The organism is Marinobacterium mangrovicola, assembly GCF_004339595.1.
GTDB lineage: Bacteria > Pseudomonadota > Gammaproteobacteria > Pseudomonadales > Balneatricaceae > Marinobacterium_D > Marinobacterium_D mangrovicola.
In genome coordinates this window covers 71,422-95,509 of record NZ_SMFU01000010.1, presented here as the reverse complement: position 1 = coordinate 95,509, position 24,088 = coordinate 71,422, and the positions used below count along the sequence as shown (strand labels likewise).

The 24,088-nt window shown below is 59.6% G+C and carries 20 protein-coding genes; 16 read left to right on the top strand and 4 right to left on the bottom strand.

Annotated features, from left to right (window positions below; translation table 11 throughout):
* The first annotated feature begins 134 nt into the window (after nt 1–134).
* A complete protein-coding gene (locus CLV83_RS15975) occupies nt 135–611 on the top strand; it encodes a MarR family winged helix-turn-helix transcriptional regulator (RefSeq protein ID WP_132294660.1) in 477 nt (158 codons plus the stop codon).
* Nucleotides 612–768: 157 nt separating this feature from the next.
* The gene (locus CLV83_RS15970; protein WP_132294657.1) at nt 769–2,040 is read left to right on the top strand and encodes an O-acetylhomoserine aminocarboxypropyltransferase/cysteine synthase family protein; all 1,272 of its coding nucleotides are present in this window, start codon (nt 769–771) and stop codon (nt 2,038–2,040) included.
* Between the two features lie 18 nt (nt 2,041–2,058).
* On the opposite strand, the gene CLV83_RS15965 is transcribed toward CLV83_RS15970, so the two are convergent.
* On the bottom strand, nt 2,059–2,943 hold the full coding sequence (locus CLV83_RS15965) for a LysR family transcriptional regulator (protein ID WP_132294652.1): 885 nt from the start codon (nt 2,941–2,943) through the stop codon (nt 2,059–2,061).
* A 127-nt stretch (nt 2,944–3,070) separates the two neighbouring features.
* Here CLV83_RS15965 and CLV83_RS15960 point away from each other — a divergent pair, with 127 nt between their 5' ends.
* Complete coding sequence (locus CLV83_RS15960) at nt 3,071–4,144, top strand: YeiH family protein (RefSeq protein ID WP_165900330.1); 1,074 nt, start codon at nt 3,071–3,073, stop codon at nt 4,142–4,144.
* Here CLV83_RS15960 and can read toward each other — a convergent pair.
* On the bottom strand, nt 4,135–4,803 hold the full coding sequence (gene can / locus CLV83_RS15955) for a carbonate dehydratase (protein WP_132294647.1): 669 nt from the start codon (nt 4,801–4,803) through the stop codon (nt 4,135–4,137). The genes CLV83_RS15960 and can overlap by 10 nt on opposite strands.
* Nucleotides 4,804–4,902: 99 nt before the next feature.
* Complete coding sequence (gene hemE, locus CLV83_RS15950; RefSeq protein ID WP_132294644.1) at nt 4,903–5,967, bottom strand: uroporphyrinogen decarboxylase; 1,065 nt, start codon at nt 5,965–5,967, stop codon at nt 4,903–4,905.
* 234 nt (nt 5,968–6,201) lie between these two features.
* On the opposite strand from hemE, the gene CLV83_RS15945 reads away from it, so the two are divergent.
* The 6 genes from CLV83_RS15945 to CLV83_RS15920 all read left to right on the top strand — a co-directional run bounded on the left by CLV83_RS15945 (nt 6,202) and on the right by CLV83_RS15920 (nt 13,092).
* Entirely contained in the window at nt 6,202–7,191 is a 990-nt protein-coding gene (locus tag CLV83_RS15945; protein WP_132294641.1) for a ketopantoate reductase family protein, read from the top strand.
* Nucleotides 7,192–7,380: 189 nt separating this feature from the next.
* Nucleotides 7,381–8,145: a helix-turn-helix domain-containing protein gene (locus tag CLV83_RS15940; protein WP_165900329.1), complete on the top strand. Its 765-nt coding sequence runs from the start codon at nt 7,381–7,383 to the stop codon at nt 8,143–8,145.
* Between the two features lie 361 nt (nt 8,146–8,506).
* Complete coding sequence (putP, locus tag CLV83_RS15935; RefSeq protein ID WP_132294635.1) at nt 8,507–9,997, top strand: sodium/proline symporter PutP; 1,491 nt, start codon at nt 8,507–8,509, stop codon at nt 9,995–9,997.
* 270 nt (nt 9,998–10,267) lie between these two features.
* Entirely contained in the window at nt 10,268–11,437 is a 1,170-nt protein-coding gene (locus tag CLV83_RS15930; protein WP_132294632.1) for a hypothetical protein, read from the top strand.
* Entirely contained in the window at nt 11,421–12,326 is a 906-nt protein-coding gene (locus CLV83_RS15925; RefSeq protein WP_132294629.1) for a metal ABC transporter substrate-binding protein, read from the top strand. The genes CLV83_RS15930 and CLV83_RS15925 overlap by 17 nt, the downstream gene beginning before the upstream one ends.
* Entirely contained in the window at nt 12,316–13,092 is a 777-nt protein-coding gene (locus tag CLV83_RS15920) for a metal ABC transporter permease (RefSeq protein WP_132294626.1), read from the top strand. The genes CLV83_RS15925 and CLV83_RS15920 overlap by 11 nt, the downstream gene beginning before the upstream one ends.
* Before the next feature lie 37 nt (nt 13,093–13,129).
* Here the strand turns inward: CLV83_RS15920 and CLV83_RS15915 are convergent, their stop codons facing one another.
* Complete coding sequence (locus CLV83_RS15915; RefSeq protein WP_243642412.1) at nt 13,130–15,463, bottom strand: molybdopterin-dependent oxidoreductase; 2,334 nt, start codon at nt 15,461–15,463, stop codon at nt 13,130–13,132.
* A gap of 348 nt (nt 15,464–15,811) precedes the next feature.
* Here CLV83_RS15915 and CLV83_RS15910 point away from each other — a divergent pair, with 348 nt between their 5' ends.
* From CLV83_RS15910 to CLV83_RS15880, 7 genes are all read left to right on the top strand, one after another.
* Nucleotides 15,812–16,735 carry a LysR substrate-binding domain-containing protein gene (locus tag CLV83_RS15910; protein WP_132294623.1) on the top strand — a complete coding sequence of 308 codons (924 nt, stop codon included), beginning with the start codon at nt 15,812–15,814 and terminating at the stop codon, nt 16,733–16,735.
* A gap of 492 nt (nt 16,736–17,227) precedes the next feature.
* Nucleotides 17,228–18,019, top strand: coding sequence for a class II aldolase/adducin family protein (locus tag CLV83_RS15905; RefSeq protein WP_132294620.1), 792 nt, complete (start codon nt 17,228–17,230; stop codon nt 18,017–18,019).
* A gap of 35 nt (nt 18,020–18,054) precedes the next feature.
* Nucleotides 18,055–19,614 (top strand): ABC transporter substrate-binding protein, encoded by a 1,560-nt coding sequence (locus CLV83_RS15900; protein WP_132294617.1) that lies wholly within the window; start codon nt 18,055–18,057, stop codon nt 19,612–19,614.
* A 70-nt stretch (nt 19,615–19,684) separates the two neighbouring features.
* Nucleotides 19,685–20,668, top strand: coding sequence for an ABC transporter permease (locus tag CLV83_RS15895; RefSeq protein WP_132294614.1), 984 nt, complete (start codon nt 19,685–19,687; stop codon nt 20,666–20,668).
* Nucleotides 20,665–21,504, top strand: a complete 840-nt coding sequence (locus CLV83_RS15890; protein ID WP_132294611.1) for an ABC transporter permease — start codon at nt 20,665–20,667, stop codon at nt 21,502–21,504. Before CLV83_RS15895 ends, CLV83_RS15890 begins: the two co-directional genes overlap by 4 nt.
* A 1-nt stretch (nt 21,505) precedes the next feature.
* The gene (locus CLV83_RS15885; protein WP_132294608.1) at nt 21,506–23,149 is read left to right on the top strand and encodes an ABC transporter ATP-binding protein; all 1,644 of its coding nucleotides are present in this window, start codon (nt 21,506–21,508) and stop codon (nt 23,147–23,149) included.
* Nucleotides 23,149–24,087, top strand: a complete 939-nt coding sequence (locus CLV83_RS15880; RefSeq protein WP_132294605.1) for a 2-hydroxyacid dehydrogenase — start codon at nt 23,149–23,151, stop codon at nt 24,085–24,087. The genes CLV83_RS15885 and CLV83_RS15880 overlap by 1 nt, the downstream gene beginning before the upstream one ends.
* Nucleotide 24,088: the final 1 nt, after the last annotated feature.

Sequence of the window (24,088 nt, the reverse complement as noted above, 5' to 3'; positions counted from 1 at the left end):
CACCGGTTCTGGGCGCAACGGGGGTCTGCACTCCCCTCGCTGCGCCCTTTCTATCTGCAGAGGCTTTAGCTTTATTTGCCCACATTAGTGGGTTTCCCTATAGTTTACGGCTCAGAGAGAGTTATCCTGTCAACATGAGATCTTCAGGTTCCCGCTTGCGTCGCTATAACCCCACCAGTGACGATTTCAAAAAAGAGGAATTCCCTCTTTATTGGCTCGCCCGCGTGCATGGCCGCTACACCCTGGCCATGGAAAAAACACTGAAAAAGATCGGCATGGATATCCCCCGCTACCGCATCCTGTTCATTCTGAAAGAACAGGGGATCTCGAGCATCTCCGAGATCGCAGAGCATGCCGTGGCCAAGCTGCCGACCATCACCAAGACCATCTACCGAATGAAGGATGATGGCCTGGTGGATACGGCGCCAAGCCCCGACGACGGTCGCGTCACCCAGGTCACGCTAACGCCGAAAGGGCAGGAAGCGATAGTCGATATCGAAGCGGCCACCACCAAGCTCTTCAACCAGAGTTTCAAGGGCATGACCGAAGCCCAGCTCAAGCGCCTTAACCGGATGCTGGAGGCTATTTTCAATAACCTGCCCGAACACTGAGGCGCTTGCCTCGGTGTTGAACCTCCCTTCGCCCAGAGCTTCAACCCGAACATCCACTGACCTTCGTCTGCTACCGCTTTGAGTGCGCAGTGCTAGACTCATTGCTTCGATAACACCCCAACAAAACCTAAATAAAAACAGCAGAAAGGACGTTCTGATGAAGCTCGAAACCCTTGCCGTCCACGCCGGATACAGCCCCGATCCCACCACCAAGGCCGTGGCTGTACCTATCTACCAGACCACCTCCTACGCCTTTGATGATGCCCAGCACGGTGCCGACCTGTTCGACCTGAAAGTGGCGGGTAATATCTATACCCGTATCATGAACCCCACCAACGATGTGCTGGAACAGCGCATGGCGGCGCTGGAGGGCGGTATCGCGGGGCTGGCGGTGGCTTCCGGCATGGCGGCGATCACCTACGCGATCCAGACATTGTGTGAGACCGGTGACAACATCATCTCCACCAGCGAGCTTTATGGCGGCACCTACAACCTGTTTGCCCACACCCTGCCGCGCCAGGGGATCGAAGTGCGTTTTGTGAACAAGCACGACCTGGCCCAGATCGAGTCGCTGATCGACGAGCGCACCAAGGCGGTGTTCTGCGAAACCGTAGGCAATCCCTCCGGCGGCATTATCGATATGGAAAAGGTGGCCGAACTGGCGCATCGCCACGGCGTACCGGTAATTGCCGATAACACCGTGCCCAGCCCGGTGCTCTGGCGCCCCATCGAGCATGGCGCCGATATTGTCGTGATCTCCGCCACCAAGTATGCCGGTGGCCACGGTAACTCGGTGGGTGGCGTGATTGTCGATTCCGGTAAATTCCCCTGGGATCAGCACAAGCAGCGCTTTGCCCTGCTGAACCAGCCGGACCCCTCCTACCACGGCGTGGTGTACACCGAGGCGTTCGGTCCTGCAGCATTTATCGGCCGAGCCCGCGTGGTGCCGCTACGTAACATGGGTGCGGCGATCTCGCCGATGAACGTGTTCCTGATTCTACAGGGGATCGAAACTCTGCCACTGCGGATGGAGAGAATCTGCGACAGCACCCAGGCGATCGCCGAGTACCTGGAAAACCATCCCGCCGTCACCTGGGTGAAGTATGCGGGGCTGGAGAGCCACCCGGACTATCACCTGGCGCAGAAATACATGAACGGTAAGGCCTCCGGTATCCTCAGCTTCGGTCTGAAGAGCGGCCGCGAAGGCACCCGCCGCTTCTACGATGCGCTGGAAGTGTTCACCCGCCTGGTGAATATCGGCGACTGCAAATCCCTGGCCGCGATCCCGGCGGAAACCACCCACCGACAGCTCAACGATGAGGAACTGGCCTCCGCCGGCGTCTCACCGGAGATGGTGCGCCTGTCGATCGGTATCGAGCATATCGACGACCTGATCGCCGATCTGGACCAGGCCCTGGCCAAGGCCTGACCCTACTCAGGCCCCTGCTCAGGCACTGCCGGCGCTGTCCTGTTCCGCGAACAGTCGGCAGCGCTCCACGAACTGACGCAGCGGTGCGGTCAAGCGCCGCTGCCGATGTTCGACGATGTAGAACCAGCGCTCGATGCGATAATCGGGCGCCAGCTCTACCAGCTCACCACTGGCCAGCGCCCTGGCCACCACCTGACGCGACAGACAGCTAACCCCCAACCCCGCCAGCAGAGCGCTGCGGATCGCTTCCGAGCTGCCCAGCTCCAGCGCGATATTGACCCGATCCAGGCCAGATAACAGCTGCTGCTCCACCACGCTGCGGGTACCCGAGCCGGACTCACGCATGATCCAGGGCAGGGTCGCCAGCAGGTCATCGTCCATCGCCAGCCGCGCCCAGGGCGAATCGCTGGCAGTAACGATCAACATCTCGTCGCGACACCAGGGCGAGACGCTCAGCTCGGTGTGCTGCACGCCGCCCTCCACCAGTCCCAGTTCCAGCTCGCAACGCGCTACCTGTTCGGCGATCTCATGGGTGTTGGCGATACTGACGTGAGCCTTTACCCGCGCTCCGGGTAGCTGCGCCAGCAGCCGCGGCAGCAGGTAGTTGCCGATGGTGGTACTGGCGCCGATCTGCAGCCGACTGCCACCGACATCGAACAGTTTCTCCATCTGTTCCGCCTGGGTCAGCAGCTGCCGCGCCTCCGGATAGAAGCGACGACCATTACCATTGAGCACCAGACGACGGCCAACACGGTCGAACAATTCAGCGCCCAGGCGCTGCTCCAGCTCCTGCAGCGCCGCGCTAGTAGCCGACTGGGAAAGCGCGATCGCCTCCCCCGCCGCCGAAGTGGAGCCCTGGCTCGCCACCGCTAGAAACACCTGAACCTGACGCAGTGAAATCAACTTTTCATCCTCTGACTGCTAAAGCGTTACCTGTTTTTTAGGTTATTTATACATATTTAAACCGTTTTACCACTTATAGACCATTCCCTAGACTTCCTCTCACGCTATGAACCAACGGGAGAGCCCCATGAACCTTCAGCTGACGCAGCCCTACCGGATCCGCCGCAGCCTTAGCGGCACTGGCGGCCTTCTGCCCGGCCTGCTGCTCAGCGCAGGCATTGCGGCACTGGCGATGCTGATCTCCCGCCTGCCCCTACCACTGGTCGCCACCCTGGGGCCGCTGACCCTGGCAATGCTGCTGGGTCTGATGCTTGGCCAACGCCTGCCTGTTTCGGTCAGTAATCACAGCGCCGCAGGTACCGCACTGGCCCGCACCCGTCTGCTGCGCCTGGGGATCATTCTGTACGGCCTGAGGATCAGCTTTGCCGACCTGCTTAACGTGGGCGCTGCGGCACTGGTGATCGATCTCTGCGTGGTGGTCGGTATCTTTCTGCTGGCCGGCTGGGTCGGCACCCGCTTTCTAAAGCTGGAAGCCAAAACCGCACTGCTGGTAGGAGCCGGCAGCGCGGTTTGCGGTGCTGCTGCGATACTGGCGATAGCGCCGGCCCTACGCGCCCGCGCTCAGGATATCCCGGTGGCGATCGCTACCGTGGTGTTGTTCGGCACCGCCTCCATGCTGCTCTATCCCTGGTTCTGGACGCTGCCGGCGGTGCAGCAGCTGTTTGGCGGCTCGGAGCTGGATTTCGGGCGTTACCTCGGCGCCACCGTTCACGAGGTGGCCCAGGTTGCCGCCGCGGCGGGAGCGCTGAACGATGAGGCCGGGCAGGCGGCGGTGATCACCAAGCTGATCCGCGTGATGCTGCTGGTGCCGCTGATTCTGGTGGTTTCAAGCTATTTCGGGCGCAAGGAGAGTGATGCCGAGGGCGGCAAAGCAAAGGTAAGCCTGCCCTGGTTTGCGCTGATCTTTCTGCTGATGCCACTGGTCAACGCCAGTGGCCTGCTGAGCGCTGATACCCTGGCGCAGATAGAGCAGATCGACACCTTTATGCTGGCCATGGCAATGGCGGCACTGGGTGTGGAAACCCGGTTTGCGGCACTAAAAAGCAGCGGCGCGCGGCCACTGCTTCTCGGGGGGATACTCTTTATCGTGCTGATCTGCGCCGGGGCTGCGATCAGCGTAGCCAGCGGCTATTACTTCTGAGCCAGGCCGCGGACGCGGGAAACGGCGGCTTCCATCTGCACAGGAATGCCATGATCACCTTCGCGACCGCTGACGCAGAAATCCAGGTCGGTGAGCTGGCCGTTGGTCAGGCTGTAAACCCAGCCATGCACGGTGAGCTCCTGGCCACGATCCCAGGCATCCTGAACGATGGTGGTGTTACAGACGTTGTTCGCCTGCTCGACCACGTTCAGCTCACAAAGCCGGTCGTTCTGCTCAATCGTGTCTTCCCAGGGGCCGACCAGCTCGCGATGGGTGTAATAGACATCACGGATATGGCTGAGCCAGTTGTCGATCAGACCGTGACGCTTGCTGTCCATCGCCGCGCGCACACCACCGCAACCGTAATGCCCCACCACCATGATGTGCTTCACCTTAAGCACCTCCACCGCGAACTGCAGCACCGACAGGCAGTTCATGTCGGAGTGCACCACCAGGTTGGAGACGTTTCGGTGTACGAACAGCTCGCCGGGTAACAGATCAACGATCTCGTTGGCCGGCACACGGCTGTCGGAACAACCGATCCACAGGTACTCCGGCGCCTGCTGGCCCGCCAGGGTCGGGAAAAAATCCGGATCCTGTTCGCTGATCCGTTCCGACCAGCTGCGGTTTTTTTCAAACAGCTCGTTGAGTCTGTTCATAAGTCTGGGATTGTCCCTGTAGCGATAGATAAAGAGTAAAAACCCCGACAACCAGGGTCGTCGGGGTCGGGTGTCATACTGGAAGCATATAACAAGATGTTACTTATGGTAGGGAACACTCAGTTCGTGTACTGCCTCGACAAAGACACCTGCCTGCTCCGGATCGACAAACTGGTGAATGCCGTGACCCAGGTTGAAGACGTGGCCGTTACCCGGACCAAAGCTTTCCAGGATGCGGGAAACCTCGGCACGAATACGGTCCGCCGGCGCATAGAGTACGCTCGGATCCATATTGCCCTGCAGCGCCACACGATCACCGACGCGACGGCGGGCGTCGCCGATCTCGGTGGTCCAGTCCAGGCCCAGGGCATCGGCGCCAGCTTCCACCATGGTTTCGAGCCACTGGCCGCCGTTCTTGGTGAACAGGATCACCGGTACACGGCGACCGTCGTTTTCACGAATCAGGCCTGAAACAATGCGCTTCATGTACGCCAGTGAGAACTCGGCATACATCGGGCCGCTGAGGGCACCGCCCCAGGTATCGAAGATCTGCACCGCCTGGGCGCCGGCACGGATCTGCTCATTCAGGTAAACGGTGACCGCATCGGCCAGTTTACCCAGCAGCGCGTGCATCACTTCAGGACGGGCGTACATCATCTCTTTGATGTGGCGGAAGTCCTTGCTGGAACCGCCTTCGACCATGTAGGTCGCCAGCGTCCAGGGGCTGCCGGAGAAACCGATCAGCGGCACACGGCCCATCAGCGCCGAGCGGATCTCACGCACCGCCGCCATGACGTAATCCAGATCCACCGCCGCATCCGGCACCGGCAGGGCAGCCACGTCATCCGCGGTACGCACCACCTTTTTGAAGCGCGGGCCTTCGCCGGCTTCAAAGTAGAGACCCAGGCCCATGGCATCGGGGATGGTGAGGATATCGGAGAACAGGATCGCTGCGTCCAGATCGTAACGTTCCAGCGGCTGCAGCGTCACTTCACACGCCAGCTTCGGGTTCTTGCACAGGCTCATGAAATCGCCCGCCTGGGAGCGAGTTTCGCGGTACTCCGGCAGATAGCGACCCGCCTGGCGCATCATCCATACCGGTGTACAGTCCACCGGCTCGCGCATCAGCGCGCGCAGAAAGCGGTCGTTCTTCAGCTCAGCCATTTTCAAATCCTGTAATCGCGGTGAATGTAGTGGCCATGAATAGTAGTAGCCGTAAAATCAGTGGGCCATATTGTACCGGCAAACCCGCCTGGATGGGCAGTCTACACTCTTGATCGTGGTGCTGGTTTTTACAGACATTTTTTGTTTTTTATCTGTATATAATCAGGTAACAAGCCTTCAGGCACACATCACCGAATGCCTCCCAAGGCTGCCTTCCAACGGTAAGGAGACCCGATGCCCACACACGCTTCGCCTCAGCCCAAGTCCCAAACCGCCACCGCCCCGCTCGCGGGTTCACCACACATTGTCATCGTGGGAGCCGGCGCCATGGGCAGTTACTTCGGCGGCATGCTGATAGACGCAGGCCAGCGGGTCTCACTGATCGATGTGAACCCGGCACAGATCGAGACCATTAATCAACGCGGCTTGATTCTGGAAACCGATGACGGCCGCCGTGAACTCTCCGCCAAGGCAGCGCTGGCACAGGATGTCACCGAGGCCGCCGACCTGGTCATACTGCTCACCAAGACCCTGCATACCGAAGCCGCCATGGCCTCGATCAGCCACCTGCTGACACCCTCCAGCGTTATTCTGTCGCTGCAGAACGGTCTCGGTAACGCCGAGAGAATTCAGAAGTTTCACGACCGCAGTCGTATTGCGGTCGGCACGACGCTGGTTCCCGCCGACCTGCAAGGGCCTGGGCACGTCGTATCTCACGGCCCCTCCAGCTCGCGTATGATGGATGTGAACACCCAGTGCCCCACCTGGATGGAGAACCTGGCCGTACTATTTAATGATGCAGGCCTGCGGACTGAGCTGGACCGGGATATCCACAGCGTTATTTGGTCCAAAGTCGCGTTTAACGCTGCCTTAAACGCAGTCTGCGCTGTCACCGGTTCCACCCCGGGGCCTATCAGCCAGGTTGAAGAGGCACTAACTCTGGTACGAAACATGGTTCGTGAAACCGTGCTCGCCGGCAGCGCTCATGGCGTGGCGCTTGATGAGAAGCATATCTGGCATAACGTGGAGATGGCGCTGCACGAGCAGCCCAACCACAAACCCTCGATGCTGCAGGATATCGAGCATGGCCGTACCACGGAGATCGATGCCATCAATGGCGCGATTGTCGATGCGGCGCTGCAGGCGGGGCTCGAGGCTCCGGTCAATCAGACGCTGTTACAGCTAGTAAAACTGAAACAGTTCCTGACCTTGGAATGCGCCTAGCCGATTGAGATTAGATCAGGGCCGATGACAGAGCAGACCAACGCGGCCCTGTGTACAAACGGGTACGGCATTCAGCCAATCCTCGCATGCAACAGCCACTGCTATCCTGACACCTGTCTTCAGGCTGGATCTATCCCCACGCCTGATGCCATACTATCGCCCTGTTTATTTTTTAACCAAGCCTTAGCGATGCGCAAACAGACATCTGTCATCTCCCTGCCCTCCCGAGCCGACCAGCATGAGCACGGCTACCACCAACTGGTGTTCGGGCTTGAAGGGGACACGGAGTTTGATCTGGCAGGCTACTGCCGCCCGGTGCATTTCGGCTGGGGCTGCCTGATGCCCTCCGCCACCGGACACGCCTTTCATGGCCTGGGCGACAACCGTATCGTAGTCGTCAACCTGCCCACGGCCAGCGATGACAAACCACTGCAGGAGCGTATTGAATCGCTGTTTTCACGGGCGGATTACTTCACCTGTGAACCGCAGATGCAGATGCTGGTGCAGGCGTTAAGCCGTGAAATGCAGCAAAACCCGGGCGACACACTGCTGCAGGAGGCCTGCGCCAGCACGCTGATCTGCGCGCTGCAGCGCCAGCAGCAACAGCAACGCCGCAGCCCACGCCGCTTCGGGCAGCTCAACCTGGAACTGATCAATACCTATATCGATCTGCATATCGACCGCCGCATCAGTGTGTCCGAGTTGGCCGGCCACGCCTGCCTCAGCGACAGCCAGTTCTATAACCTGTTCCGCGACCAGACCGGCGTGACGCCCCAGCACTATGTAATGGAACGGCGCCTGCAGGCGGTGGCCGCCGCGTTAACCACCAGTGACCGGCCTATTTCAGAGCTGGCATCCACCTTCGGCTTTGCCAACCAGAGCGCCCTGACCCGCGCCTTTGTACGCCGCTTCGAGCTGCCACCGGCGCGCTATCGCGCTGCTCACCGCCACTGATCCCTTCTCTGTCTCTGTTCAAATCTCAATAAGGCATCGCGCTGACCCGGTTTCTGCGTCCGGGTTCAGCTGGATCGTAGGAATCGGCAAAAACGCCGGAGCCTGAGACAAGACCCGCTACACCGGCTGTCCTTACTCTTCTAACAAGCTGGGCAAGGTCTACGGAACAGCCATCCCGCTGAGATCCACCTAGGCTGCCCGGGCACAGATGAGGAATGAACTAGGCTGTATATATACCCGGTAATGGATCTACCCGTTTTATGCCGCGTATGAGGAGAGGCTCCTCCTCGATCTGATGCCATTGGCCGCCTCCTAAGGTGGCGCTGCCACTCTGCAAACCCAACAACAGAGACATGAGCTTATGAACGATAATAATCTGGCGATCTACGGCACCTTCGTCGTTTACCTCGTACTGATGCTGGCGATCGGTTATTACGCCTATATCCGTACCGTCAATTCATCCGACTACTTCCTCGGTGGACGCTCCCTCGGCCCCTGGCCCGCAGCGCTGTCTGCCGGTGCCTCCGATATGAGCGGCTGGCTGCTGCTCGGCCTGCCAGGCTATGCCTACGCTGCCGGTCTTGAAGCGGTCTGGCTCGGCGGCGGCCTGCTGGTCGGCACCTGGGCCAACTGGCTGATTACCGCCAGGCGGCTGCGCACCTACAGTATCGTTGCCAACGACTCGCTGACGCTGCCGGAGTTCTTTGCCAACCGGTTCAAGGACAACTCGCGCCTGCTGCAGGTGATCTCGGCATTTTTCATCCTGCTGTTCTTCCTCTTCTACACCAGCTCCGGCCTGGTGGCCGGCGGCAAACTGTTTGAGGAAGTGTTCGGTCTGAACTACCAGTATGCCGTGGTGATCGGCACCGTCTGCGTGGTCTCCTATACCCTGTTTGGTGGTTTCCTGGCGGTCTCCTGGACCGACCTGGTACAGGGTCTGCTGATGGCTGCAGCGCTGCTGATCGTACCGATCATCGTGATTCAGGCCGACGGTGGCTGGGGCGCCATGTTCAACTCCGTGCGTGAGGTAAACCCGGAGTTGTTGACCATCTTCCGCGGTACTGATGGTGAAGCGTTGACGCTGATCTCTATCGTTTCCCTGGTTGCCTGGGGTCTGGGTTACTTCGGTCAGCCGCATATCCTGGCGCGTTTCAAGGCGTCACGCAGCAATGACGACATCCCCACTGCACGCCGTATCGCTGTGATCTGGAGCGGCCTGTCCATGGCCGGCGCCATCTTTGTCGGTCTGGCGGGTCTGGTTTACGTCAACGGGCATATGCCGGGCGATGTGGCCGATGGCGAGAAGATCTTCATGGTGCTGGTGAACGCGGTGTTCCATCCGGTGATCGCCGGTATCCTGCTGGCGGCTATCCTGGCGGCGATCATGAGTACTGCGGATTCCCAGCTGCTGGTGTCCTCCTCCGCCCTGGCGGAAGACTTCTACAAGAAGCTGTTCCGTCCGGATGCCAGTGCGAAAGAGATCGTTATGGTCGGCCGTATCGCCGTTCTGGCGCTCTCCTTCGTCGCCTTGGTGCTGGCGTTTAACCCGGACTCCACCGTACTGGGTCTGGTCTCCTACGCCTGGGCAGGCTTCGGTGCCGCCTTCGGCCCGGCGCTGCTGTTCAGCCTTTACTGGTCGCGTATGAACCGTAACGGTGCTCTCGCCGGTATCGTTGTGGGTGCGGTAACCGTGGTGGTCTGGAAGCAGCTCAGCGGCGGTATCTTCGACCTGTACGAGATCGTACCGGGTATCCTCTTCGCCACCATCGCCATCGTCGTGGTGACCCTGCTCGGCAGCGAGCCGGACGAAGAGCTGAAAGCCCAGCACCAGGAGATGCTGAACAAACTTTAAGCTCCCTGAGTAAAACCCCTTTCGGGTGCTATATAACTATATAGCCGGCATCGATCTCGATGCCGGCTAGTTTCGCTTTTACTCTATTAAAGCTCTCGGCTTCCGCCTCAGACTCCTTCCTCAGATGCCATCCAGCGCTCACTCTTCGCGCCAATACCCATACATCTAACCAGCTCTTTCTGTCGGCTGATAAAAACAGAATATTATTGTTATGTTATAACAATTCAAATAAGATCCGCCGTTGCAGTTACCCAACGACGGAGAATAAGGATGCGAATTCGCGTATTAAAACCCGCGCTACTGACCCTGGCAGTAGCTTCAGTTTCAGCTCAGGCGGCAGATCAATACCCCAACGTAAGCCTCACCGTTGATGCCTACCACAAATCGGATAATACCGCCCTTGGCGGACGCCATGAGGGCTGGGGACTGAGCCATACCGAATTAAGCGTCAGCCAGCGTTTTGGCAACCTCTTTGACGGAACCATCACCGCCGTTGGCGAAGCCAATGAAGAAGAGACAGAGTTCAACTTCGAGGAGGTCTATCTGCAGACACTGGCGCTGCCAGCGGGCATGACCCTCAGAGCCGGACGCTTTCTCTCTGATATTGGTTATCTGAACGGCCAGCATCCCCACGCCGACAGTTTCACCGAACGTCCTCTGATCTACCGCTCTTTCCTGGGCGGCCACTATTACGATGACGGTATCGGCCTCAATGTTGTAATGCCTACTGAACTTTACTGGCGGGTTGGCGCAGAGGCGTTCACGGGTGATGAACTGGGCGAATTCGACCACGACCGCACCATCGGAGCCTGGACAGTCTCCTCCAAAGTGGGTGGCGACATTGGTGCGTCACAGAGCTGGCAGGCAGGCGTGAGCTACCTTCGAAACCGCATGCTCGACCAGGGCGGTGCTCACGAAGAGCACGCGCACGATGAACACGAGCACGAGCACGAGCACGAGCACGAAGATGATGCTCATCATGGTCACAGCCATGGCGCCGAGTATGCCGGCAAACACCTCTACCTGGCTGACATCGTCTGGAAATGGTCCCCGCAGGGCAATAATCGCGGCCAGCAACTGACCCTGTCCGGTGAATATATTCGCGCGACTGATCCCAACGAAAGTGCGGCCAGCAGCGACTACCACGAAGGCTGGTACGGCTCTGCCGTATATCGTTTTTCTCCACAGTGGAGTGCCGGCATCCGTCACGGACGGGTAGACCTTCAGATGGGGCACGACGACCACTTCCATGAAGCCAGTATGACCGAATCCACACTGATGCTGGCCTGGAATCCCACCCATACCCAGACGGTGCGTCTGCAATATGCCCATCAGGATGTGCGCAAGGACTGGCAGGATACGCTGTCCGACAGTGCAGACAACGCTCTGACCCTGCAGTACATCATCAGCTTCGGAGCCCACGATGCGCACGCCTTTTAAAGCGGCCTCGCTGCTTGGTCTGGCGCTGGCTGCCAATCCGGCCTCGGCTTTTTCCATATTCGCGTGCGAACCCGAGTGGGCCGGGCTGGCCCAGCAGCTTGCGCCTCAGGCTTCTGTATTCAGTGCAACCCATGCATACCAGGACCCTCATTACATAGAGGCCCGCCCTAGCTTGATCTCGAAGTTGCGCGGTGCCGACCTGGCGATCTGCAGCGGCGCTGAACTGGAGGCGGGCTGGCTGCCCGCCCTGCAGCAGCGCGCCGCCAATCCCAAGGTGCAAACTGGTAGGCCCGGTCTACTGTTCGCCGCTGAACAGGTTGAAACGATCGACCAGACAGAGACTGGCTTTTTCGATACCGCTCACGTCCATCCGGAGGGCAATCCTCATCTGCACCTGGACCCGGAAAGACTGGCCCTCGTTGCACAGTCCCTGTCCCAGCGGCTGATAGATCTGGACCCCGAGAATGCGCAAACCTACCAGCGGGCACAGAGCGCCTGGGAAGAAAGCTGGCAGCAGAATATCGAACGCTGGCGCACGCAAGCCGCACCGTTGAAAGGCGAGCGAGTTCTGGCCCAGCACACCACCTTCGACTATTTGTGGCGTTCGCTGGGCATCGAGGTGATCGCCGACCTGGAGCCTAAACCCGGCGTACCACCCACCACAGCCCATCTGGCATCGTTGATCGACAAGGTCGAGGAGGAAGCGCCTCTCGCTATCGTTCACGCCTGGTATCAGGCGCCGCAAAGTGCCGAATGGCTGGGCGAAAAAACGGCTACCCCGGTGCTGTCGCTGCCATCCACGCTGACCCCGGAACAGCAGATCGAACGGCCGGAACAGCTGTTCGACCACCTTATCTCGGCTCTGCTGGAGTTACAGGGTGAGCGCTGATGTCGCGCTACTGCTACCGCCTTTCCTGGCGGGATGCCTGGTCCTGCTGACCCATCTTCCACTCGGTCGGCAGGTACTCAGACGGGGCATTCTGTTTATCGATCTGGCGGTGGCTCAGCTGGCGGCCTTGGGAGGACTGCTAGCGCACTGGCTGGGCAACCACTCGACCCAGTCAATGCAGCTGGGAGGCACCCTGCTGGCGGTCAGTGGGGCGGTGCTGATCGGGCATCTGGCCCGGCTGTTTCCTGCCCAGCGGGAAGCGTTGATCGGGCTGGTCTACTCTGGGGCCGCCGCTACACTGCTGCTTCTGGTCGCAGCCGATCCTCATGGCTATCAATACCTGACGCGCAGCCTTAGCGGCGACGTACTCTGGGTAGGCTATCGCGAATTGATCCCTCTGGCACTGCTGAGCGCCATACTTCTGGCGGCTAAGGCCTGGCGCCCCAACCTGTTAGATGGTGCTTTGTTTTACCCCCTGTTTGCGTTACTGGTCAGCCTTTCTGTGCCCCTGCTGGGTATCTATCTGGTATTCACAACATTGATCGCCCCTGCCCTGATCGCACGCACAATCCACCCCTTCGTCGGCTGGCTGATCGGCATCTCAGGCTACACCCTGGGTCTTTTAGCAGCCTGGCAAAACGACTGGCCTACAGGGGCGACTCTTGTGCTTACCCTGCTACTACTGAGCGCCTGCGCTCTTGCACTGTCCTTCATGCTGGGGCGTTGGCAAGGCAGCGTTCAATGCGTATCGGGCAAAGAGCAATAGCCACCTCTGCCCGAACAGCACTCCGACAGGTAGAGGTTCAGCGCCGGCAAATACGGATCATCTTTTCATGGGGAACCACTTCAGGGACCGCCCCCTCCCACTTCTCTATAGACACCAGAGACAGCTGCCCGGCGCAGCCCTGGCTGAGGTCCGAAGCCCCTGCATCCGACGTCAGGATGTTTGGATTACCGTTGACGCAGGTGATCCCCGAACCTTCCAGCTCTTGTGGCGCATACCAGGCGCCGGTGGATAACTGCACCACCGAAGGTAACAGCTGATCACTGATACCCACAGCCGCCAGCACTGCCCCGCGCCCGTTCCATAGGCGGATCACATCGCCCGCGTTAACCCCAAGTGCCTTGGCATCGTCAGGATGCAGGCGGGCGACCTCCCGGCCTTTCAGCTTTTGCGCCATGCTGGTCGCACCAAAATCCAGCTGGCTATGCAGTTTGCCTTTAGGCTGGTTCGCCACCAGCTGAAAGCGGTGCGTTTTGGCTTGCTCACCTCCCAGCCACTCGTCCGGTTCCACCCAGGCCGGGTGACCGGGCAGCTCACTGCGCGCTACCCGGTCGGAGCCGATCTCGATTTTGCCGCTCGGGGTATTCAGTGGAAAGGCGTCCGGATCCTGATGGAAGCGGGCGATGCCGCCTGGGGCAGATGAGGTCGGCAGTTCGAGGATACCGCCCTGCATGAAGTCATCGAAGTCCGGCGCAGGCATATTGCGCTCGCTTAGCGCCTGCTGGGTACGTGTGTACATATGATGCAGCCACTGGCGACTGCTGCGTCCCTCGGTGAACAACTCCTTACACCCAAGGCGTGCGGCCAACTCTGTGAAGATATCGTAGTCATCCCGAGCGCCGTTGCGCGCCTCGGTTAAGCGCTGCATCGGGACCAGAAACGGATCATTGCTCCCCGCCCCTATATCCTCCCGCTCTGCGGTGATCGTCGCCGGAAAGATAATATCGGCGTAGCGAGTCGATGCGGTGGAGACACTTTCATTGATGATAATCGTATCTGGACGGCTGAAGGCGCGACGCAGCTTTTCCAGGTCCTGATGGTGGTGAAAGGGGTTACCGCCGGCCCAGTAAACCAGACGGATATCGGCGTAACTGCGGGTTTCACCCTTGTAGGTATAGCGCTTGCCCGGGTGCAACAGCAGCTCGGCGATGCGCGCCACGGGGATGAAATCATCCACCCGGTTAGTACCCTGGTGCAGGGTTGGCAGAGGCACAGCCAAGGGCGGCTTACCGACACTGCTGATAGACCCCAGCGCATAGGAAAAGCCAGCGCCAGGCAGCGGATACTGGCCCAGCATGGCGGTGAGCGTCAGCGCCATCCATACCGGTTCTTCACCATATTGCGAGCGCTGCAGCGAATAGGCCACCGCAATATGGGTACGTTTACTGGCGGCCTGCTCGGCCAGCTCGATGATCCGTTCGGCCGGTACACCGCAGATCGTCGCTGCCCATTCCGGAGTTTTCTCCACCCCATCCGTTTTCCCCAGAAGATAGGCTTCAAACCGGTCATACCCTGTGGTGAACCGCTCCAGGTAGGCATGGTCGACCTGACCACTGGCGTGAAGCTGCCAGGCCATTCCCAGCATCAGGGCTACATCGGTGGCCGGTCGCGGTGCGACGCGTGTGACGTTGGGTAGGTCGGTAAAGTCATCACCGAGCGGGCTGATCGAGACGAACTCACAACCCCGTTCAGCCGCGGCTTGCAGCGATGAGCGAGCCGTATGACGGGAGATGCCGCCGGGGCTGGTCTCCAGATTACGCATGGCCAGACCGCCAAAGGCGATCAGCAGTTCGGTCTCCTCCGCAATCTCCTGCCAGGTTGGATGATCTCGCGCCAGCTTCATCGCCGGCCCCCAAACCAGGCTCAACAGGGTCTCACCCGCCGCCGATGAATAGGTATCCACGGAGCGAACATAACCGCCAAAGGTGGAGTTCAGAAAGCGATGCACCTGACTCTGGGCATGATGAAAACGACCGGCAGACGACCAGCCGTAGGAGCCGCCAAACACACGGCTCCCGGCAACCGGTCCCTCCGCGGGCTGTTCGGGCCCCGCTCCCAGACGCTTGAGTTCACTGGCCGCCAGATCAAGCGCCCGATCCCACTCCATCTCGATGTAGTCATCCTCGCCACGCCGTGTATCCGGCCCCGGTCCATCCTCCAGCCAGCAGCGTCGAATCAGCGGCTTGCTCAGTCGGGCCGGGTGGTCCAGAGCTGCGGGGATGTTGGCAAGAATTTTGGAGGGGTCGGGATCTTTTTCGAACGGCGTGATCTCGAGTCTGCCGTTTTCGTTACGGGCGGAAAAAGTACCCCAGTGGCTGCTGTGGTAACGGATATCCTTATCTTTCATCGACATCTTGCCTATCGCGGGTGAATGGGTGCGCACAGAGAGTGGAAAGCGCCAGGAGGATCGTTTCAGCAGCCACGCGGAGCTTGAATGAGAGTCCATTGTCCGGGGCTTGTGCGGTCAACAGAGACTCGCAGCGAAGCTGCAGTGACACAGCTATTAAATGCCCGGCGAGAATGTAGCCAAGCCCTATCTCTGTTCATACTGCCATTTTTAAAATGCCAGTATGGCGCTGCGCCGGCAAGCGGCTCCCTATCAGTGACGTTTGGCTCAAGGGCCTCTGTCGCCGCTTTAATTTTCCCCAGCCTTGCGACAAGATGGAATGCCGATACTCCCGCGACCCGAGGACACTAGCCGATGCAGCACTACCCTTCCATTACCGCCCTGCGCGCCTTCGAAGCGGTCGCCCGGCTCGGTAGCGTGACCAGTGCAGCACGGGAGATGAATCTGACCCGCAGTGCCATCAGCCGACAGATTGCGGGGCTCGAGGAGAGCCTGGGCTTTCCCCTGACCTACCGCAGCGGCCGCAATATCGGCCTGACAATTCAGGGGCAGCGCTACGCCGGCGAGGTCAGACGATCACTGCAGATCCTGCAGGCCGCCGCGCGCTGGGAGAGCGGTCCGGATATTACCGGCCGTCTGATTATCAGCTGTATTCCTGGCCTTGCCACCTACTGGCTCTGTCACCATATTGGCGAGTTCCAGCGTCTGTTTCCGAAGCTGGAGCTGGATCTGCGCTCACCGCGCACCCCGGATGACACCAGCAACGAGGACGTGGATCTGTTCATCTCCTACGGTGACGGCCACTGGCCCGATATGAACGTGCGTCGTTTTATGACATTGCAGCTATTCCCGATCTGCAGCCCCCAGTTTTTGAACCGTACCGAAGGCCTGAAAAGCCCGACAGATCTGCCCAACTTCACCCTGCTGCACCTGGCCAACCAGACCAACTGGCGTGTCTGGCTCGCCGCCGTCGGCGCCCAGAATGCCCAGCTCCAGGGCGGTATTACCTTTTCCGATGCCCACTTCGTCCAATCCGCCGCCATTGCCGGCCAGGGAATCGCACTGGGGGACAACATGCTCAGCGGGGATGCCCTGGCCCGAGGCCTGGTGGTGATGCCTTTCGATATCAGCATCGACGCGCCCAAGGCCTACTACTTCGTCACATCGCCGGAGAAAACCGACCGCCCCGATGTGCAGGCGTTTGTGCGCTGGCTGGAAGACAAGTTCGCCGCCGAGCAACGCAACTGGAGACGCAAGGGCGCGGGAATCATCGGCTGAGTATGGCAGCGGATACAACCATTAGTTGATGCTTTCGCGGTAGTCTAAACTGGCTCTTTAGCCAAGATACCGAAAGATGCACTATCTTTTCCCTGCGCACCAAAAATGAGCATAGTTGCAGAGCCTCCCTGCGCTTAAGCCTCCAGCCAGCCTGTTTCCAACCTTCATAAATCGGCCACAGCCCAGCTGTTACGCCGTCCGAGCAGTACCCCCAACCTCTCACAGCAGCCAGTGGCCTCCAACTTGCATAACTATTTGAAAGACAGCCGAACGATAAAAATCGATTCAATCTCCCCCTTCCCAAGTTGTTGATTCCTCAACCGGAGCTACACTTCTTCTTGGCCAAAATGTTTCCATAAAATCAACAATAACGCCGAAATATATCGATTGTAGTGTCGATTCACTTAACAAAGAATGGGTTATTGCCGCTGCCACAGCGACGGGGCAAGAGCAGCATCCAACATCAATTTTCTACCCGATAAAGGAGCATCCATGCACAGCGCAGCCAGTACGGATTTTATTAACGATGTGTATCCGCAGCTGAGCGAAGAGGAACGAATTCGTGTAGACCTCGCTGCCGCTTACAACCTGATCGAACACTTCGGTATGAGCGACAGCATCTACACCCATATCTCTGCGCGTTTGCCCGGTGTGCATGACCGCTTCCTGATCAACCCTTACGGCACCCGCTTCAGTGAAGTGACCGCCAGCAACCTGGTCACCATCGACCTGGATGGCAACATCCTCGATGACCCGTTCGGCATGGGCGCCAACCCGGCCGGCTTCACCATCCATTCCGCCGTTCACGCCGCCCGTCCGGACGCTCAATGCGCTCTGCATACCCATACCGTGGCCGGCGTAGCGGTCTCTTCAACCAAGGAAGGCATTCTGCCGATCAACCAATGGTCGATGCAGTTCTATCAAGCCGTATCCCGCCACCCCTACGAGGGTATCGCACTGAACCTGGCCGAACGGGAGCGCCTGGTGAAGGATCTGGGTCCGGACAACAAGGTCCTGATCCTGGATAACCACGGCATGATGACCCTGGGCGATAACGTCGGTGAAGCCTTCACCCTGATGTTCAACCTGGAGCGCACCTGTCAGACACAACTGGCGATTCTCTCCAGCGGCCTGACGATCCAGAACGTCGAGCCGGAAATCTGCAAACGCACCTCCGACCAATACAAAGAGTTTGCCGAACTGAGCCAGCGCAACGGCTTCCATGCCGAGTGGCTTGCCTATCTGCGCCTTCTTGAAACAGTTGCCCCCCACTACCGGGCCTGAGCCCCTGCCACCAAGAGCAATCGAGGATCTGATTCATGAAAAAACTGCTATTGCAGGCGGCACTGGCCGCTGCCCTCCCGCTGAGCTGCATCAACGTGCAGGCCGCCGAACCCACCGACGGCGGTACGCTGAACGTGGTGGTTCAGCCCGAGCCGCCCAGCCTGATGATCGGCATCTACTCCAATGCGCCCACCCAACAGGTGGCCGGCAACATCTATGAAGGCCTGCTGCGCTACGACAAGAACCTCGAGCCGCAACCGCTGCTGGCCAAATCCTGGGAGAGCAGCGAGGATGGCACCACCTGGACCTTCCACCTGAAAGAGAACGTAACCTGGCACGACGGCAAGCCGTTCACTTCCGCCGACGTGGTGTTCTCTGTGGACAAGTTCCTGCGTGAAACCAACTCCCGCCTGCGTCAGTCGCTGGAGTACGTGGACTCTATCACCGCGCCGGATGACTACACCGTCGTGTTCCAGCTGAAAGAGCCGTTCGGCCCCTTCATAGGGCTATTTGAGACCGGCACTATGCCGATGGTGCCCAAGCACATCTATGAAGGTACCGATTACAAAACCAATCCGGCCAACCACACCCCGATCGGCACCGGCCCGTTCAAGTTTGATGAGTGGCAGAAAGGTTCTTACATCCACGCTGTGCGTAACGAAAACTACCACCAGGAAGGCCTGCCACACCTGGACGAGATCTACTGGCACGTGATTCCGGATGCGGCCTCCCGCTCAGTGGCTTACGAAACCGGCAAGATCGACGTGCTGCCGGGCGGTTCGGTGGAAAACTTCGATATTCCGCGTCTTACTGGCCTGGAGAACTCCTGCGTAACCTCCGAAGGCTGGGAATACTTCTCGCCCCACGCCTGGCTGTGGATAAACAACCGTAACTACCCGATGTCGGACAAGCGCTTCCGCCAGGCGATCATGTATGCCATGGACCGTGAGTTCGCCAAGAACGCGCTGTGGAACGGCTACGGCAAGATCGCCAAGGGCCCGATCAGTTCCAAGACCAAGTTCTTCGATGAGGATCTGCCGGACTACGAATACAACCCGGAAAAGGCCAAGGAACTGCTGGAAGAGATGGGCTACGACGGCACCCCGGTGCGCCTGATGCCTATGCCTTACGGCGAGACCTGGCAGCGCTGGGCCGAAGCGATCCGTCAGAACCTGAGCGAAGTGGGTATCGAGACCGATATGGTCGCCACCGATGTGGCGGGCTGGAACCAGAAGCTCTCCGACTGGGATTACGACCTGTCGTTCAGCTACCTCTACCAGTACGGCGATCCGGCGCTGGGCGTTTCCCGCTCCTACATCTCCGACAACATCGCCAAGGGCTCGCCCTGGAACAACGTTGAAGGCTACGCCAACGAGAAGGTGGACCAGTTGTTCGACGAAGCCGCCACCGCCTTCCCGGACAGCAAACGCGCGGAACTCTACAAGCAGGTGCAGCAGCAGCTGGTTGAAGATGTACCGGTGGGCTGGTTGCTCGAGCTTGAGTTCCCGACCATCTACAACTGCAAGGTTCACAACCTGATCGACTCCGCCATCGGCGTCAACGATGCCTTCGGCACCGCCTGGATCGAGCAGTAATCGATCTTCCGCGCTAAACGGGCGGGGCCGCCGTCACTGACGGCCCCGCCCCCGATCTACGGAAATATCTATGAGCATCCAGACTCTGTTCTATATCGGTGGACGCCTGATCAAGGGCCTGCTGGTGTTGTTCGTCATCGCGATCTTCAACTTCTTTCTGATCCGGGCCGCACCGGGCGACCCCGCCAAGGTGATGGCTGGTGAAGCCGGCGCCGCAGACGAAGTGTTCCTGCAACAGCTGCGTGAACAGTTCGGTCTGGATCAGCCGCTTTACTACCAGCTCTGGGTTTACATCAGCAACCTGGTGCAGTTCGACATGGGCCAGACCTACCGCCAACAGATGCCGGTGTTTGACCTGATCATGGATCGCCTGCCCGCCACACTGCTGCTGACCGGCACCGCCTTCGTGCTGTCGCTGGGCCTCGGTGTACTGGTGGGGGTGATCGCCGCCTCCAACCACCGTAAATGGATCGACTCCGCCATCTCCGTCGCCGCGCTGGTGTTCTACGCCACGCCGCTGTTCTGGCTGGCACTGATGGCGGTGCTGCTGTTTTCGGTGTTTCTCGGCTGGCTGCCCGCCTTCGGCATGGAAACCGTGGGCGCCAACTACACCGGCTGGGACCGGGTGGTGGATATCGCCGAGCACCTGGTGCTGCCCGCAATGACGCTGGGGCTGTTCTTTACCGCGGTCTATGCCCGCATGACGCGCACCTCGATGATCGAGACCAGCCGCGCCGACTTTGTCAAAACCGCCAAGGCCAAGGGGATGTCGCCAGGCCGCGTAACCTTCCGTCACACCCTGCGCAACGCGCTGCTGCCGGTAGTTACTCTGGCAGGTCTACAGGCGGGCCAGATGATCGGCGGCGCGGTCCTCACCGAAACCGTATTCGCCTGGCCCGGCATCGGCCGCCTGATGTTCGAGGCACTGTTCCAGCGCGACTACAACCTGCTGCTGGGCGTGTTCTTCATCTCTTCGGCGATGGTGGTGCTGTTCAACCTGGTCACCGACATCATCTACTGCCTCGTGGACCCACGGATTGAGTTAACCAAATGAGTATTCTGAGAAAACTATCGACCAACAAGGTAGCCCTGTTCGGACTGATCGTGCTCGTTTTCCTCGTGCTGGTCGCCATCTTCGGGCCCTACCTCTACGAAACCTCTCCCTGGAAAATGGTGAACCGCCCGTTCATGCCGCCCATGGAGAACACTGATCTGATGCTGGGCACCGATACCATGGGCCGCGATGTTCTGGCGGGCCTGGTTTACGGGGCACGGATATCCCTGCTGGTGGGGCTGATCTCCACACTGATCGCGCTGCTGATCGGCGTGCCGCTAGGCGCCACCGCCGGTTACTTCGGCGGCTGGATCGACGAGGCGCTGATGCGCTTCACCGAGATCTTCCAGACCGTACCGAGCTTCGCCCTGGCGATCGTGATCGTGGCGATCTTCGAACCCTCGGTCTACTCCATCACCATCGCCATCGCCCTGGTGAGCTGGCCACCGGTAGCTCGCCTGGTGCGTGGCGAATTCCTTGCCCTGCGTAACCAGGAGTATGTGCTGGCGGCACGGCTGAACGGCCAGACCAACCGCAACATTATCCTGCGCGAAATCCTGCCCAACACCCTGTCACCAATCATCGTCATGGCCTCGCTGATGGTAGCCACGGCGATTCTGCTGGAATCGGCGCTGTCGTTCCTCGGCCTGGGTGATCCGGAGATCATGTCCTGGGGCTATATGATCGGCGCCGCACGCACCGTGATCCGCCAGGCCTGGTGGCTGAGCTTCTTCCCCGGTGTGGCCATCGCCATCACTGTGCTGGCACTGAATCTTGTGGGCGAAGGGCTGAACGAGGCGCTGAACCCGAAACTCTCTGGCAAGCGGGAGAGCTGATATGAATCCTGTGTTGAAAGTCGAGGATCTGTCGATCCGCCTGCCGGAAGGCGCCGACCGCCCTTACGCGGTCAACAAGCTGAGCTATTCGCTCTATCCCGGCGAGATCCTCTGTGTCGTGGGCGAATCCGGTTCCGGTAAATCGATGACCGCCAACGCCGTTATGGGCCTGCTGCCCAAGGCGATCCAGGTGGATAAGGGCGCCATCATCTTTGACGGCAAGGACCTGATCTCACTGGAGGAGAAGCGTGCCAGGGATCTGCGCGGTAACCGCATCAGCATGATCTTCCAGGAGCCGATGACCGCGCTGAATCCGCTGATGCGGGTTGAGGATCAAATCGGCGAGGTGTTTCTTATCCACAGCGACCTGAGCAAGCAGCAGCGCAAGGCGCGCACGCTGGAACTGCTCAAGGATGTGGGCCTGCCCGACCCGGAAAAGGCGATGCGGGTCTATCCGCATCAGCTCTCCGGCGGCCAGCGCCAGCGCGTCATGATCGCCATGGCCCTTGCACTTGAGCCATCGATCCTGATCGCCGACGAACCCACCACCGCACTGGATGTCACCACCCAGGCGCAGATTCTGCACCTGATCAAGGAGCTGCAGCGCAAGCACGGAACCGCGGTGATGTTTATCACCCACGACTTTGGCGTGGTCGCCGAGATCGCCGACCGTGTGGTGGTGATGCAGTACGGTGATATGGTCGAGATCGGCAGCCGCGAGCAGGTGCTCAACCAACCCCAGCACCCGTACACGAAAAAGCTGATCGCCGCGGTACCGCCGCTGAGTGCACCGGATCGCGAAATTGAGGATAGAGCGGGCCAGAGCCCGGCCCTGTCGGTGAAGTCCCTGTGTAAGACCTATGTCTCTCCCGGCGGCTGGTTCAAGCCGGCGCGCACCGTGCACGCCGCCCAGGATGTGAGCTTCGATCTCTATCGCGGTGAAACCCTCGGTCTGGTGGGCGAATCCGGCTCCGGCAAGTCCACCGTCAGCCGCTGCATCGTACGCCTGCTCGACTCCGACAGCGGTGAGATCCTGCTCGGCGGCAGCGCCATCCAGGACCTGGATCACAAGGCGCTGGCTCCGTTTCGCAAGCAGATCCAGATGGTGTTCCAGGACCCCTACGCCTCCTTGAACCCCCGTAAGACCGTCGGCCGTATCATCGCCGATGGTCCCATCGCCCAGGGCGTACCCGTGGCGGAAGCGATGGATAGAGCACGGGAACTGCTGAAACTGGTGGAACTGCCGGAAACAGCGCTGGATCGCTACCCCCATGAGTTCTCCGGCGGCCAGCGCCAGCGCGTCGGTATCGCCCGGGCACTGGCGCACAACCCTCAGGTTCTGGTGGCGGATGAGGCGATCTCGGCGCTGGACGTTTCGGTACAGGCTCAGATCCTGGAGCTGATCGACACACTGAAAAAGAAACTCAACCTGGCGGTGCTGTTCGTGGTGCACGACCTGCGCGTCGCGGCTCAGGTGTGCGATCGGGTGATCGTGATGCAGCACGGCAAGATCGTCGAAGCCGGCAACACCAAGGCGGTCTTCGAAGATCCCCAACATACCTACACCCAGAACCTGATCGCTTCAATTCCCGGTGCAGACTGGCGTAGCGAACATCAACCCACAGCAGTAGGACAACCGGCGTAATGCAACAGGGCATCTTACAAGTAAAAGGCGTAGATCCTGCGCCCTACCTGGAAAGCTTTAACCGTTATTCAGACGAGCTTTCCCTCCTGACCTCGGATATGCCGCATGACCCGGAGCAGATCACCTTTGCCCTGCTCTGGTACCCGGATGACGATATTTTCGACCGTTATCCCAACGTAAAACTGGTGGCCTCCATCGCGGCCGGTGTGGATAACATCCTCGCCTGCCCCAGTCTCAGGGACGATGTGATCGTCTGCCGAAATCGCGATCCTGAGCAGGCCTCGATCATGAGTACCTTCGCTCTCTGGCACATCATCGGCCACCAGCGGAATTTCGAACGCTACCGTGAACAGCAGGCGCAGCACATCTGGAAACGTCACCCGATGCGGGCGCCCGCCGATATCAATGTCGGCATTCTTGGCCTGGGTTTTATGGGCGAGAAGATCGCTGATGACTGCCACGCCCTCGGCTTCAACGTGGCCGGATGGCGCAAAAGCTTCAAAACCCTGACCAACGAAGAGATTCCGGTCTTTGCCGGTACGGAACAGCTGGACAGCTTTCTGCAACGCACCGAGGTGCTGATCTGTGTGCTGCCGCTGACCGATGAAACCCGCGGCATCCTCAATCGCGATACTTTCAGCAAACTCCAGCGAGGTGGTTACCTGGTCCATATCGGTCGGGGCGACCACCTGGTGCCTGAAGATCTGTTCGCAGCGCTGGAAGATGGCCAACTGGCAGGTGCGGCGCTGGATGTGTTCACCCCCGAACCGCTACCAGCCGACAGCCCAATCTGGGATCACCCGAAGATTTTCGTCACCCCCCACGATGCCAGCGACGTACGCCCCTCTGCGGCGGCGGCCAACCTGGCAGAGGAAGTGGAAAGGTTCGTCCGCGGTGAGGCACCCGCCAACCAGGTACTGAAAGAGATCGGCTACTAAA

What these genes read in the sequence shown, in the direction of transcription:
- putP (WP_132294635.1), top strand. Translation starts at nt 8,507, where the DNA reads ATGAACGATAATAATCTGGCGATCTACGGCACCTTCGTCGTTTACCTC.
- can (WP_132294647.1), bottom strand. Translation starts at nt 4,803, where the DNA reads ATGAACAGACTCAACGAGCTGTTTGAAAAAAACCGCAGCTGGTCGGAA.
- CLV83_RS15945 (WP_132294641.1), top strand. Translation starts at nt 6,202, where the DNA reads ATGCCCACACACGCTTCGCCTCAGCCCAAGTCCCAAACCGCCACCGCC.
- CLV83_RS15930 (WP_132294632.1), top strand. Translation starts at nt 10,268, where the DNA reads ATGCGAATTCGCGTATTAAAACCCGCGCTACTGACCCTGGCAGTAGCT.
- CLV83_RS15910 (WP_132294623.1), top strand. Translation starts at nt 15,812, where the DNA reads ATGCAGCACTACCCTTCCATTACCGCCCTGCGCGCCTTCGAAGCGGTC.
- CLV83_RS15975 (WP_132294660.1), top strand. Translation starts at nt 135, where the DNA reads ATGAGATCTTCAGGTTCCCGCTTGCGTCGCTATAACCCCACCAGTGAC.
- CLV83_RS15900 (WP_132294617.1), top strand. Translation starts at nt 18,055, where the DNA reads ATGAAAAAACTGCTATTGCAGGCGGCACTGGCCGCTGCCCTCCCGCTG.
- CLV83_RS15915 (WP_243642412.1), bottom strand. Translation starts at nt 15,463, where the DNA reads ATGTCGATGAAAGATAAGGATATCCGTTACCACAGCAGCCACTGGGGT.
- CLV83_RS15895 (WP_132294614.1), top strand. Translation starts at nt 19,685, where the DNA reads ATGAGCATCCAGACTCTGTTCTATATCGGTGGACGCCTGATCAAGGGC.
- CLV83_RS15970 (WP_132294657.1), top strand. Translation starts at nt 769, where the DNA reads ATGAAGCTCGAAACCCTTGCCGTCCACGCCGGATACAGCCCCGATCCC.
- hemE (WP_132294644.1), bottom strand. Translation starts at nt 5,967, where the DNA reads ATGGCTGAGCTGAAGAACGACCGCTTTCTGCGCGCGCTGATGCGCGAG.
- CLV83_RS15925 (WP_132294629.1), top strand. Translation starts at nt 11,421, where the DNA reads ATGCGCACGCCTTTTAAAGCGGCCTCGCTGCTTGGTCTGGCGCTGGCT.
- CLV83_RS15880 (WP_132294605.1), top strand. Translation starts at nt 23,149, where the DNA reads ATGCAACAGGGCATCTTACAAGTAAAAGGCGTAGATCCTGCGCCCTAC.
- CLV83_RS15890 (WP_132294611.1), top strand. Translation starts at nt 20,665, where the DNA reads ATGAGTATTCTGAGAAAACTATCGACCAACAAGGTAGCCCTGTTCGGA.
- CLV83_RS15940 (WP_165900329.1), top strand. Translation starts at nt 7,381, where the DNA reads ATGCGCAAACAGACATCTGTCATCTCCCTGCCCTCCCGAGCCGACCAG.
- CLV83_RS15960 (WP_165900330.1), top strand. Translation starts at nt 3,071, where the DNA reads ATGAACCTTCAGCTGACGCAGCCCTACCGGATCCGCCGCAGCCTTAGC.
- CLV83_RS15905 (WP_132294620.1), top strand. Translation starts at nt 17,228, where the DNA reads ATGCACAGCGCAGCCAGTACGGATTTTATTAACGATGTGTATCCGCAG.
- CLV83_RS15885 (WP_132294608.1), top strand. Translation starts at nt 21,506, where the DNA reads ATGAATCCTGTGTTGAAAGTCGAGGATCTGTCGATCCGCCTGCCGGAA.